Origin of the sequence: Luteibacter aegosomatissinici (genome assembly GCF_023078495.1) — a bacterium.
Taxonomy (GTDB): domain Bacteria; phylum Pseudomonadota; class Gammaproteobacteria; order Xanthomonadales; family Rhodanobacteraceae; genus Luteibacter; species Luteibacter aegosomatissinici.
In genome coordinates, this window is the sequence record NZ_CP095742.1 from 3,833,683 (window position 1) to 3,846,035 (window position 12,353).

General features: G+C 66.6%; 10 protein-coding genes. 7 read left to right on the forward strand and 3 right to left on the reverse strand.

Features of this window, described 5'->3' with window-relative positions:
- Positions 1-6 precede the first annotated feature (6 nt).
- Positions 7-3,504 carry a hybrid sensor histidine kinase/response regulator gene (locus tag L2Y97_RS17285; protein ID WP_247429050.1) on the reverse strand — a complete coding sequence of 1,166 codons (3,498 nt, stop codon included), beginning with the start codon at positions 3,502-3,504 and terminating at the stop codon, positions 7-9.
- A 118-nt stretch (positions 3,505-3,622) separates the two neighbouring features.
- Between L2Y97_RS17285 and L2Y97_RS17290 the strand changes: the two genes are divergently transcribed.
- The 5 genes from L2Y97_RS17290 to L2Y97_RS17310 all read left to right on the forward strand — a co-directional run bounded on the left by L2Y97_RS17290 (position 3,623) and on the right by L2Y97_RS17310 (position 8,283).
- On the forward strand, positions 3,623-5,077 hold the full coding sequence (locus L2Y97_RS17290) for a GTPase (RefSeq protein ID WP_247429053.1): 1,455 nt from the start codon (positions 3,623-3,625) through the stop codon (positions 5,075-5,077).
- Between the two features lie 104 nt (positions 5,078-5,181).
- On the forward strand, positions 5,182-5,805 hold the full coding sequence (locus tag L2Y97_RS17295) for a YceI family protein (RefSeq protein WP_247429056.1): 624 nt from the start codon (positions 5,182-5,184) through the stop codon (positions 5,803-5,805).
- Complete coding sequence (locus tag L2Y97_RS17300; RefSeq protein WP_247429059.1) at positions 5,789-6,373, forward strand: cytochrome b; 585 nt, start codon at positions 5,789-5,791, stop codon at positions 6,371-6,373. Before L2Y97_RS17295 ends, L2Y97_RS17300 begins: the two co-directional genes overlap by 17 nt.
- Positions 6,370-6,930 (forward strand): YceI family protein, encoded by a 561-nt coding sequence (locus tag L2Y97_RS17305; protein ID WP_247429062.1) that lies wholly within the window; start codon positions 6,370-6,372, stop codon positions 6,928-6,930. Before L2Y97_RS17300 ends, L2Y97_RS17305 begins: the two co-directional genes overlap by 4 nt.
- Before the next feature lie 3 nt (positions 6,931-6,933).
- A complete protein-coding gene (locus tag L2Y97_RS17310) occupies positions 6,934-8,283 on the forward strand; it encodes a GTP-binding protein (protein WP_247429065.1) in 1,350 nt (449 codons plus the stop codon).
- 55 nt (positions 8,284-8,338) lie between these two features.
- Here the strand turns inward: L2Y97_RS17310 and L2Y97_RS17315 are convergent, their stop codons facing one another.
- On the reverse strand, positions 8,339-8,563 hold the full coding sequence (locus tag L2Y97_RS17315) for a glutaredoxin family protein (RefSeq protein WP_247429068.1): 225 nt from the start codon (positions 8,561-8,563) through the stop codon (positions 8,339-8,341).
- Between the two features lie 76 nt (positions 8,564-8,639).
- Between L2Y97_RS17315 and L2Y97_RS17320 the strand changes: the two genes are divergently transcribed.
- A complete protein-coding gene (locus tag L2Y97_RS17320) occupies positions 8,640-10,022 on the forward strand; it encodes an L-serine ammonia-lyase (protein WP_247429071.1) in 1,383 nt (460 codons plus the stop codon).
- A gap of 102 nt (positions 10,023-10,124) precedes the next feature.
- Here L2Y97_RS17320 and L2Y97_RS17325 read toward each other — a convergent pair whose 3' ends face one another.
- Positions 10,125-10,505, reverse strand: coding sequence for a hypothetical protein (locus L2Y97_RS17325; protein ID WP_247429075.1), 381 nt, complete (start codon positions 10,503-10,505; stop codon positions 10,125-10,127).
- A gap of 158 nt (positions 10,506-10,663) precedes the next feature.
- Here L2Y97_RS17325 and L2Y97_RS17330 point away from each other — a divergent pair, with 158 nt between their 5' ends.
- Complete coding sequence (locus tag L2Y97_RS17330) at positions 10,664-12,331, forward strand: APC family permease (RefSeq protein ID WP_247429077.1); 1,668 nt, start codon at positions 10,664-10,666, stop codon at positions 12,329-12,331.
- Positions 12,332-12,353: the final 22 nt, after the last annotated feature.

Below are 12,353 nucleotides of genomic sequence, written 5' to 3' on the forward strand. Positions count from 1 at the left end.
GCCGCCTCATGCGGCGACGCTGTCCAGCGCCGCCGCCAGGCTGTCTCCCGTCAAGGGCTTGCGCAGCAGCCCGTCCATGCCCGCGGCACGTACCGCGTCGACCTCGTCACCGGCCGACCGCGCGGTCACGGCGATGATGGGAATGGATGCCTTGCCATCCATGCGCCGGACCATCCGCGCGACCTGGAATCCGTCCATGATGGGCAAATCCAGATCGAGCAGGACCATGTCGAACGATCCACGCGCAAGCTCGGCGAGGGCCAGCAGGCCATCGCCAACCACGCGTACATCGTGGCCGCGCTCTCGCAGCAGGGCCGCTATGACATCGGCGACGACGCTGTCATCCTCGACGAGCAGCACGCGCCATGCCGTATCAGGGACCACCTGCGCCATGCCCGCCGCGCACGCGCGCCCATCACAAGTGCATGCAGGCAATGGCAAGGCCACGGTGAACGCGCTGCCGACACCAGGCACGCTTTCCACGCCGATGGATCCGCCCATCAGGGCGCAGAGTTCGTGGCAAATCGCGAGACCCAGGCCGGAACCCTCCCCGCGCTGTTTCGTACCGCCTTGTTCAAAGCGCTCAAACAGCCGCGCCATCAACGCGCTATCCATACCCGGCCCGGTATCCCGGATGATGACCCCGATGCCTTCGCCGCGGGCATCGACATGCACGGATACGCCGCCCTGCTCGGTGAACTTCACCGCGTTGTTCACCAGGTTCTGGACGATCTGACGCAGGCGCACCGGATCGGCGCGCAACGCGCGCGGCACGGCGGGGTCGACACTGAGCGATAGATCCAGCCCCTTCTCACGCGCGGCGGCGGACGCAAGGTCCACGGCCGCCTCGACGATGGCACGTGGCGAAACGCATTCGGGCTCGAGCACCAGCCGTCGCGCCTCGATGCGCGTCAGGTCCAGCGCATCATTCACCAGCCGCAAGAGCAGGGTGCCCGAGCGGCGCACCGCCTCCACATAGGAACGCTGCGTTTCATCCAGCGGAGTGCGTGCCATCAGCTCGGCCATGCCTAGCACGCCGGTCATGGGCGTACGGATTTCATGGCCCAGTGTCGCCATGAACTCCGTTTTCGCAGCATTGGCCTCTTCCGCCAGGCGCCGCTGCTGCTCCGCCAATTGCACACGCATGGCCTGGCCAACACGAGAGCGCGCCGCACTCACCAGGCCCGAGATGGCGCCGAGGAGCGCAAGCGCATAGCCAAGCCACGCCCACCAGCGAAGCCATGGGGGTGCCTGTACGCGCAGGATCACGGGCACGGGGAGTTCACCATCGACGCCATCGCGGCCGCGCCCCCTCACGATGAGTTCGTAAGTTCCCGGTGCCAGCGTGCCGAACTGGCCCTCGCCTTCCTTGCCAGCGTGGAGGACGGTGGTCCCACCGCGCGAGCGGAGCATGAATTCGACGCTATTCCGGTCCGGGTTCACGTACGAAAGGGAGCGGGCACGCACGATGAGTTCACGATCGTCCCAAGCCAATGCCAGGCCGCTGCTGCCCGGCAAAAGCATCGTGCGCTTACCGCCACGCAACACGCTCGCATCGAGCACAGCCACCCCGGGCTTGCGCGAGTGATCGCGCTGCCGGTCCGGGCGGAATCCCACCAGTCCCCCCAGCGTGGCGCCGTACGTGGTGCCATCGGCCAGGCGCACGGTCGTGGCATGGGTGAATTCGCCGTTGGCCAGGCCATCCGCAAGGCCAAACGGCCGGAACGTGCCGGCGCGCGGATCGAAACGCCATACGCCGGTCTGCCCATACATCCAGAGTCGCCCCGTGACATCACGGCGAATGTTGAGTATGTCGGCCCCCGGGAACCCCTGGGCGCCCCCCATCGACCGGTCGAGGATGGCCCGCCCACCGTCCCAGGTGTAATGCTCGAGCAGGCCCGGGCGGACCAGCCAGAAACCATCCTCGTCGGGTTCGAAGGCATTCACGCGGCCAGGTGCCACCCCGTCGATGAAGTGCATGCGGCCGTCGTAGCGATCGCGCCGCGCGAGCCCTGCAAGGCTCGCCTGCCACAAATCGCCGCCCACGATCTCGATTTGCCTCGTGTCATGCGCCCCACGCCGCATCTCATCGAACGCCAGCGGCGTGGCGTGGCGCAATGCCTGATCCAGTGCGAAGACGCCTTCGCCAACGGCGGCGACGAAGACGGTGCCGTCGGGCGCCTGGGTAATCGTGGTCACCGGCCGTGTGATTTCGGCGCGCAGCCAGGGCGAGGCACGGCCGGCGTGTACGCGGGTAAGGCCCTCCACCGTGCCCACGAGCAGGTCGCCCCGGCGCGTTTCCAGTAACGACTGGATACGCGACGTCCCTATGTCGTAAGCGAGGCCCGTTCGCCCCGTGGCTGGGTCAAACGAACGCACCCACCCCCGCAAGCCGCCGACCCACAGGCGCCCCTCGCCATGCTCGGCCACGGCCGAGACGGTGCGCCCCGGCAGGCTGTGCGGATCGGTGGCCACATGGGCGAAGCGGGTGAAGTCCTCCCAGCTGGGGCCAAGATAGCCAAGCCCGCCGTCGTTCAGTGCAAACCACAACCCGTGCTCGCGATCCTCCATGATGCCCCGGACCGATCGCCCTGGCAGGCCACCCTGGGCTGTCCATGCCCCGGCCACGCCATGCACGCGACCATACCGGTCCAGCATGAGCAGGCCATCCAGGCTGGCGATCCAGGTCGTGCCATGGCTATCGGCCAGCGTGCCGTACACCGGCATGGGCGGAACGCGGCGGTCACGTCGGAACTTGCCGTCGCTGGCGCGACGATAAAGCCCACGCGACGTTGCTGCGGTCACGTCGCTGCCGCGCACGTCAATGCCCAGCACGCTGAGGTCATCCGCGTCTTCCATGAGCACGCGGGTGAGCGTGCGACCATCCGCTTCGAGGACATCGATGCCGCCATCACCGCCGATCCACAGCCGGCCATCGCTATCCGGCCGCAATGTGTGGATCGATGTCGATGAAAGACCGCCCGGACCAGGGGCCAGGTGTTCAAGATCACTGCCATCGGCCTGGATGTGATCGAGCCCGTCGGCGGTGCCCATCCAGATCGAGCCGTCGCGGCTCTCGGCGATGACCTTCACGTCGGCGTCCACCAAGCCATCACGCCAGTGGATGAAGCCACCCGTCACGGGGTCATATCGCGCAAGGCCGAGTTCGGCACCTCCCATCCAGATGCGGCCGCCGCTATCGACATGCAGGGCCGTGACCGACATGGCGGGAAAGGGATGGGCACGGTCCGGGCCGAGTGGGGGCGTGGTGAACGCCACGCCATCGAAACGGGAAAGGCCCGATGCCGTGCCGACCCAGACAAAGCCCTGGGCATCCTGGGCAACGGCATGCACCTTGCTGCTGGGAAGGCCCTCGTGCAGGCCGTAGCTGCGGAATTGCGGGGTAGGCACGGGAGGCATGCCTGCCTGCGCCGCGGGTGGAAGTGTGGCAATGGCAAGCGCCGCTGCCGCGAGAATCCATCTCGCCATGTGCGTGTACTGCATTACGCCGGGTTCCTAGTTCGGGCCGGATGATGCCATGCACGCTCCCCTACGCCGACCCGGCCGCCGCCGCGCATTCATGTAGGGCAACGCTGACTCGCTTGCCCCTAGAATGCGAAGCATGTCTCGCCGACTTCGCATGCTCACCGCGGCCATCGGTATCGCCGCCCTCGCCTGGCTACTCCTGGCCACGCTGGAACGTGGCCTCGCGCTGGCCCAACGCTTCATGACGCTGCCCGAGGGCTTGCGCTGGCTCATCGGGCTACTGCTCACCGCCATCCTGCTAGCCGGCCTCGGCGTTGGTATCTGGTGGCTGCGCCCACGGAAACCTCGGCCACCCGTTCAGGCTCCCGACCGCCCGACGCTGGAAACCCGGCTGACGAAGCTCCGGGAATCCGGTGCCGATGTTGAGGAACTTCGCAGTGAGCTCGATGAACTGGACCGGCGTCGCGACCTCGGCGAGCTCCATGTCGCCGTCTTCGGTGAAATCTCCACCGGCAAATCCACACTCATCGCCGCACTGGTACCCGGCGCACAGCTACAGAGCGACCCGCGTGGTGGCACCACGCGGGTGGTAGCGCATTACGATGGCGTCGCGCCGGATGGGACGACATGGACCGTCGCCGACGTGCCTGGCAGTGCGGAAGCCGGCGGTGAAGCGCGCGAACGCATGGCCCGGGAAGAGGTGCTGCGCGCCCATGCGGTCATTTACGTCTGTTCCGGGGACCTCACGCGTGCGCAGGCAAGCGAGCTGCAGTGGCTCGGTGATTTCGGCAAACCGCTTGTGCTTGCCGCCAACAAGGCGGACCAGTGGAATGCGCAGGAGCGCATCCAGATTGAGCATCGCCTGCGCGCGACGGCCGAGCACATTCCCGATGCGGTGGTCCTTGTCAGCGCCGGTGGCGAAGAGCGGTTTACCCGACGCCTTGCCAATGGGACGACAGAAGACGTCCGCCGCCAGCGGAAGCCCGAAATCGATGCGCTGACCGCAGCGCTGCGACGCCTTGTCGCGGCCGGCGCGACCGCGCTGGAACCGGCACGGGAGAATGCCGTGCTCGCCGGCTTGCACGAGCGCACGTCGGTGCTCGAAACCGCGCAGCGCGCCACCGAAGCCCAGCGCATTGTTTCCCGCTACGCCCGCCGCGCCATCGTCGGCGCCATGGCGGCCGTGGCGCCCGGCACCGACCTGGTGATCCAGGGTGCGCTTGCCGCCGGACTGGCCCGGGCCCTGGCCGACCTTTACGGCGTCAAGGTCACGGAGGTCGAGATCGAAGCCCTGCTGCGCCAGGTACGCATGACTTTGCGAACCGGCACCTCGGTCGTGCTGGCGGTGGCGGGCAATGCCCTGAAGGCCTTCCCGGGCCTGGGCACGCTGGGTGGCGGTGTGCTGCATGCGTTCGCCTACGCCCTGGTGTTCGACAGCCTGGGCAAGGCGCTGGCCACCACGCTGGCCGAACGCCAGCAGCTGGACCAGGCCGAGGCCGGCGAGCGCATGCGGGCGCTGCTCGATGACACGCGGGGCAACCGCCTTCGCCATCTGGCGGAACTCACCACCGATGCCCTGCGGGATCGCTGAGTGAACAATCCGTTCGCGGCGCACGGGCTGACAAGGCTGGCGCTGTCGGCCACACTCTTTCCCATCGGCCGCCTGGAGTGGCCCCGCGATGGAGCAGGCCCCTGATGCGACATCTCCTCCTACCCGCCACGCTCGCGCTTCTGGCAGCCGGCACTGCGAACGCCGCGCCGCAGGTGTACCGCATCGACCCCGTACATAGTTCGGTCGTGTTCAACGTGGACCACAATGGCTTTTCGCGTTCATTCGGCCGCTTGCGCATTACCGACGGCAGCGTGAACTTCGATCCGGATAACTGGGCTGCTTCGTCAGTGAACGCCACGATCGACCTGGCCTCGGTCGATATGGGCGACAGCGATTGGGACAAGGCCGTGCGCGGCAGCAGCCTGCTCGATGCTGACCGCGAACGGTCCGCGCACTTCACGAGCGATGCCGTGGAGAAGCGCGGCGATGACGAAGGCGTGCTGCACGGCAAACTCACCCTGCGCGGCGTCACGTTGCCGCTGGATATTCCGTTCCGCGTGAATCGCGTCGGCAAAACGATTTATGGCCTGCATACCATCGCCGGCTTCTCCGCCAACCTGGTGCTTGACCGCACGAAGTTCGGCATGACCGCCAACACCGGCTCCATCGGCACCCAGGTGTCGGTATGGCTGGAGATCGAAGCCATCCGCGGCGGCGAAAGCCCCGCCAGCCACGACAAGGAAACCCCCGATGCCCGTGCGCAGTGAACCCACCCGCTGGAGCACTATCGCCAAGACATTCCACTGGCTGATGGCGCTGCTGATCCTGGGCAATGGCGCTTTCGCGTTCTGGATGGATGGCCTGAAGCCGTCACTCAACAAGATCAACATGTTCGCCCTGCACAAGTCGATCGGCCTGACCGTGCTCGCGCTGTTCGTGCTGCGCCTGGCCTGGCGCATGGCGGACAAGCGACCGCCGGATGTGCCGGCGCCGCGCTGGCAGGCGATTGCCGCGCACGTCGTCCACGGGTTCCTTTACCTGCTGATCGTCGCCATCCCGCTGAGCGGCTGGGCGTTCAATTCCGCACATGGCTTCCCGCTGCAGTACTTCAAGCAGTTCAACCTGCCGGCACTGGTGGAAAAGAACGAAGCGCTTTCCAATACGCTCGGTACGGTGCACGTGTATCTGTTCTGGCTGTTGTTGCTGGTGCTGGTCGCCCATGTAGGTGGCGCGCTGAAGCACCACTTCATCGACCGTGATGACACCCTCCGCCGCATGCTGCCGTTCGGCCGCGCGAAACGGAACTCCCCCACCCCTCCCGGAGATACGCCATGATCCTGTTCCCCCGCCGCCTGTCCGCTCTGGCTTTTGCGCTCGCCCTGCCCTTCGCCGCTTCGGCCGCGGATTACAAGGTGGGCCCGGGGAGCACGCTGGGCTTCAGCGGCAAGTTCCAGGGCCAGCAATTCGATGGTTCCTTCGGCAAGTTCGATGCGGCGATCAGCTATGACCCGGCGAACCTGGCGACGGCAAAATTTGATGTGACGGTGGATGTGGCGACGGCGAAGACCGGTGACGGCGACCGCGATAACGCACTGCCGACGGCCGATTTCTTCGACACCTCCAAGTTCCCGAAGGCACATTACGTGACCACGGGTTTCACGAAGGATGCGAAGGGCGACATCGTGGCCAACGGCAACCTCACCCTGCATGGTGTCACCAAGCCGGTGCAGCTGAAGGTCGTGTTCAATCCCGCGGCCGGCGGCGCCCGCCTCTCGGTCACCGGCACGCTGAAGCGCCTTGATTTCGGCGTCGGCAGTGGCGAATACAAGGACACGGGCACGATTGCCGACGAGGTGCTCGTCAATGGCACGCTGAACCTGCTGCCGAAGTAAGCCGTGGCAAACGGTTGGCGCGATCGCCTGCGCGGCCTCACCGGCCGCCTCCGCCGCGGTACGCCAGGCGTACCCGCGGCCGTGGTGCACGGCGGTGGTGCGGTGGGCGCCAGCTTGCGCGGCTTGCTGGATGACCCGACCATCCCGGCCGATGTACGGACGGCCATGGCGTCCGATTTCCGCCGCGTCGAGGAAATGCTGGAGCGGATTGAGCGCGAGGAACTGCACGTGGCCGTCTTCGGCCGTGTTTCCGCGGGAAAATCCGCTCTTGGCAATGCGCTGCTCGGCCGCGACGCCTTTGCGATGGGCGTGCTGCATGGCACGACGACGGAGGCCGATGCGGTACGGCTGGATGAGGCGGCGCACGCGGGGCTGGTGCTGATCGATACGCCCGGCATCAACGAGCTCGGCGGCGAAGCGCGGGAGAAGCTCGCCTACGACGTCGCGGAGGTCAGCGACCTCATCGTGTTCGTGGCGGATGGCGACCTGACCCGCGACGAACGCGATGCGTTGCATACGTTGGCCGCGACCTCCCGCCCCCTGCTTCTCGTGCTGAACAAGGCCGATCGTTACAACGATGAAGAACGCGATGGCCTGGTGGAGCGGCTGCGCGAGCACGCATCAGGCCTGGTGCGCCGGGAGGATGTGCTCGCCGTCGCTGCGCGACCGGCCCCGCGCCGGGTGGTTGAAGTCGATGCACGGGGCGATGAGCGCACCGTAAGCGAGCCCATCCCACCGGATGTCGCCGCCCTGAAGCAACGCCTTGTTGCGATCGCCGAACGCGAAGGCAAGGCGCTGGCGGCCATCCACGCCGGATTGTTCGCCGGAAAACTCACCGACCAGGTCTCGGCGCGCATAGCCGTTGCGCGGCGTGAGGTCGCGTCTGGCGTGATTCGCCAGTACTGCATCGCCAAGGCCGTGGCCGTCGCGTTGAATCCCGTGCCCGTCGCGGACCTTCTGCTGGCCGGTGGCCTGGATGCCGCGATGGTCGTGCAGCTGAGCCGTGTCTACGGCCTGCCGCTGACGCGGGCGGAATCCGGGCGCCTGGTCGCCGTGATCAGTACCCAGCTCGCCGCGTTGATGGGCGCGGTATGGGGCGTGCAATTGGTCGCCTCCGCGCTGAAGGGGCTCAGCGGTGGCCTGTCGGTGGTCGTCACCGCCGCCGCGCAGGGCGCGCTGGGCTGGTATGCCACGGTGCTGATCGGCCGCGCGGCAGAACGCTATCTCGTGGCCGGCAAGTCGTGGGGTGAGTACGGCGCCAAGCGCGCCGTCGCCGATGTCGTCGCCAGCCTCGATCGCGATTCAATCCTGCGCGAGGCCCGTGAAGAAATTCTCCGCCGCCTGCGCAAATAGGCTGCTGTTGTAGGAGCGCGCTTGCGCGCGATAAGCCAACGAAGCCTTGAAGCGATCACCCCGCCAGCCCGCGGACCGCCGCCTCATCAAACGGCCAATCCAGCTCCACCCCGTCGCTGCGCCGCAACACGGGAACGCGCGCACCGTACCGGGCTTCCAGCGTGTCATCGTCATCGATCCACACCGGGGCGAAGTCCGGAAACCGCGCCCGCGCCAGCACATCCAGGGCCTGGTCGCACAGGTGGCAATCATCACGCTGGAACAAGGTGAACGCGTACATGCGGGGGTGTATGGGGGTAGTCGGTACCACGCGTAGAATAGCCGGCTATCCCCCATAGCCAACCCCACGTCCAGCCATGGCAGTCAGCGTTTTCGACCTCTTCAAGATCGGTATCGGCCCCTCGTCCTCGCACACCGTAGGCCCCATGCGGGCCGGCGCGCGTTTCGCCGAGCACTGGCTGGAAGAAAAAGGCGTCCTCGAACGCGTCGCCCGCATGCGCTGCGAACTGTTCGGCTCGCTCGCCATGACCGGCCGCGGCCATGGCACCGACAAGGCCGTGCTGTTGGGTATCGAGGGCGAATGGCCCGACCGGGTCGACCCTGATGGCATCCCGGCCACGCTCGAGCGCATCCGCACCACCAAGCGCATCCGCATCCTGGGCCGCCACGAGATCGCCTTCGACGAGAAGGCCGACCTGGTCTTCAACAAGCGCCAGAAGCTGCCGTTCCACACCAACGGCATGCGCTTCTCCGCGTACGACGCGGACGGCAACGAGCTGGCGACGCGCGACTATTACTCGGTCGGCGGCGGGTTCGTCGTGAACCCGGACGAAGCGGCTGAAGACCGCATCGTGGCTGACACCAGCGAGCAGCCGTATCCCTTCTCCACCGGCGACCAGATGCTGGCGCTCTGCGCTGAGAACAATCTCACCATCGCCCAGCTGATGATGCGCAACGAGAGCATCTGGCGTTCCGAGGAAGAGACCCGTGCCGGCCTGCTGACCATCTGGAAGGCCATGCAGGATTGCGTATCGCGCGGCCTGCGTTCGCCGGGCACGCTGCCTGGCGGCCTGAAGGTGAACCGCCGTGCCCCAGCGATGGCGGCCGAACTGCGCGCCCAGCCCGAGGCGGCCTTGCGCGATCCGCTCACCATCCTGGACTGGGTGAACCTGTACGCCCTGGCGGTGAATGAAGAAAACGCCGCCGGTGGCCGTGTCGTGACGGCTCCGACCAATGGCGCGGCCGGTATCGTGCCCGCCGTGCTGCACTATTACCGCCATTTCTGCCCGGGTGCGTCGGAGGAAGGCGTCGTCACCTTCATGCTCACGGCGGCCGCCATCGGCATCCTCTACAAGGAAAACGCCTCTATTTCGGGCGCCGAGGTCGGCTGCCAGGGCGAAGTGGGCGTGGCCTGCTCCATGGCGGCCGGCGGCCTGGCGGCAGCGCTGGGCGGCAGTGTCACCCAGGTGGAGAACGCGGCCGAGATCGGCATGGAACACAACCTGGGCCTCACCTGCGACCCGATCGGCGGCCTGGTGCAGATCCCCTGCATCGAGCGCAACGCCATGGGCGCCGTCAAGGCGATCAACGCCAGCCGCATGGCCCTCAAGAGCGATGGCAAGCACCATGTGTCGCTGGACAAGGTCATCGCCACCATGCGCGACACCGGCCGCGACATGAAGGACAAATACAAGGAAACCTCGCGCGGCGGCCTGGCCGTCAACGTCATCGAGTGTTGATGCGATCCAGGTAGGAGCCCACCCTGTGGGCGACGCTGTTCGCGCCGAAGCAGCAGGCCCTGTTGCGTTTGCGCCGAAAGATGTCACCCACAGGGAGGGCTCCTACTTCGTTGGGCAGGCCCGGGGCAGGCGCTCGACCGTCTCAACCCGCACCGGTTCGTCCTGCCCCCACCAGTTTGCGACGGCCGTGTAGCAGATCCGCAGCTTGCCCTTGCGGGTGTCAAAGCGCGGCTTGCTGGTGTACGCGAAGCACGAAACCGAGGACAGGTGCCCCAGTTCGCGCATGGTTATGGCGCAGCGCCGCACGGATTCGACCGGGTCCTCGCCAGGGTATAGGGTGAAGTAAAAACCCTTGGCGGTACGGTCGTATGACTCCGAATCGATCAGCCGGCCCTTGTCGCTCCACGGCGTCTCGGCTGCGGCAATGCCGCATGCCGACATGGCGACAAGCCATATGCCGTTGACGACTACCTTCGATCGCATCCGAACCCCTTCTTCCTTACCGCATCGGTCAGTGTATATCGATGTGCCCACAGTTTGCGTAGGGGATCGCTGGCTGACATGGCGGCCGGGGGCTGTCATCATCCGGCCCTTGTGCCGCCCTGGGCCGGGTTCCCCCGGTCCGTCCGACCGGAGTACCCATGTCCCACCACCATATCCGCCGCGATGTCGGCGCCTTCGCCCTGATGCTGACCGGCCTGGGCTCGATTATCGGCTCAGGCTGGCTCTTCGGTGCCTGGCACGCCGCCCAGCTGGCTGGCCCCGGTGCCATCTACGCCTGGCTCATCGGCGCGGTCATCATCCTCTTCATCGCCCTCACCTATGCCGAACTGGGCGCCATGTTCCCCGAATCCGGCGGCATGGTGCGCTATGGCCATTATTCACACGGTTCGCTGGTGGGGTTCATCGCCGGCTGGGCCAACTGGATCGCCATCGTCTCGGTCATCCCGGTCGAGGCCGAGGCCTCGGTGCAGTACATGGCCTCCTGGCCCTGGGAATGGGCCAAGTGGACCAAGGACCTCTACGTGGTCACGGCCGGCCATGGCGAGCTCACCCCGCCGGGCCTGGCCATCGCCGTGGTGCTGGTCTTCGTCTATTTCTTCCTGAACTTCTGGAGCGTGAAGCTGTTTGCCAAGAGCAACACGGCGATCACGGTGTTCAAGCTGGTCGTGCCGGCCGCCACCGGCATCGCGCTCATCTGCACCAGCTTCAACAGCGGCAATTTCCACATCGGCGCGCACGGTGGCACGCACGCCATCGATATCTCCTCGATCCTCACGGCCGTCGCCATCTCGGGCATCGTCTTCAGCTTCAACGGCTTCCAGAGCCCGGTGAACCTGGCCGGCGAAGCCCGCAACCCGGGCCGTAGCGTCCCGTTCGCCGTCATTGGCTCGATCCTGCTGGCTACCGTGGTTTACGTACTGCTGCAGGTCGCGTTCATCGGCGCCGTCCCGCCCGATCAGCTTGCCCAGGGCTGGGCCGCGCTGGAATACGCCTCGCCGTTCGCCCAGCTGGCCACCGCGCTGCTCATCAACTGGCTGGCCATCCTGCTCTATGCGGATGCCTTCGTGAGCCCCAGCGGTACCGGTGCCACGTACACCGCGACCACGGCGCGCATGATCTACGCCATGGAGCGCAACGGCCACCTGCCCAAGATCTTCGGCCACATCAACCCGCGCTTCGGCATCCCGCGCCCGGCCATGTGGCTCAACCTGGTGGTGAGCTTCATCTTCCTGTTCTTCTTCCGCGGCTGGGGCACGCTGGCAGCGGTGATCTCGGTCTCGACGATCATTTCCTACCTCACCGGCCCGGTCAGCGTCATGACCCTGCGCCGTACGGCACCGGAACTGAAGCGCCCGCTGCGCATCGCCGGCCTGCCGGTGCTCGCCGCCCTCGCCTTCATCTTCGCCACCGAACTGCTGTACTGGGCCAAGTGGCCGCTCACGGGCGAGATCATCCTGCTGATGGTCGTGGCGCTGCCGATCTACTTCTACTACACCGCCAAGAGCGGCTGGGAAGATTTCGCCCGCCACCTGCGCGGCGCCTGGTGGCTCATCGTCTACCTGCCGGTCATGGCGGTGATCTCGTGGGCCGGTAGCAAGACCTTCGGCGGCCATGACTACATCCCGTACGGCTGGGATCTGGCTATCGTTGCTGTGTTCGGCGCGGTGTTCTATTTCTGGGGCGTGTCCTCGGGCTGGCGTACGCCGATGGTGGAGGCTGCGCGCTTCCACCACGACGAGGAGCCGGGTGAACCGGTGCTTCCGCCGAGTGCGGATGAAGCCGAGGCCGTTACCGGCCACCGTTGACGAAAAAGGGCGCCCACTGGGC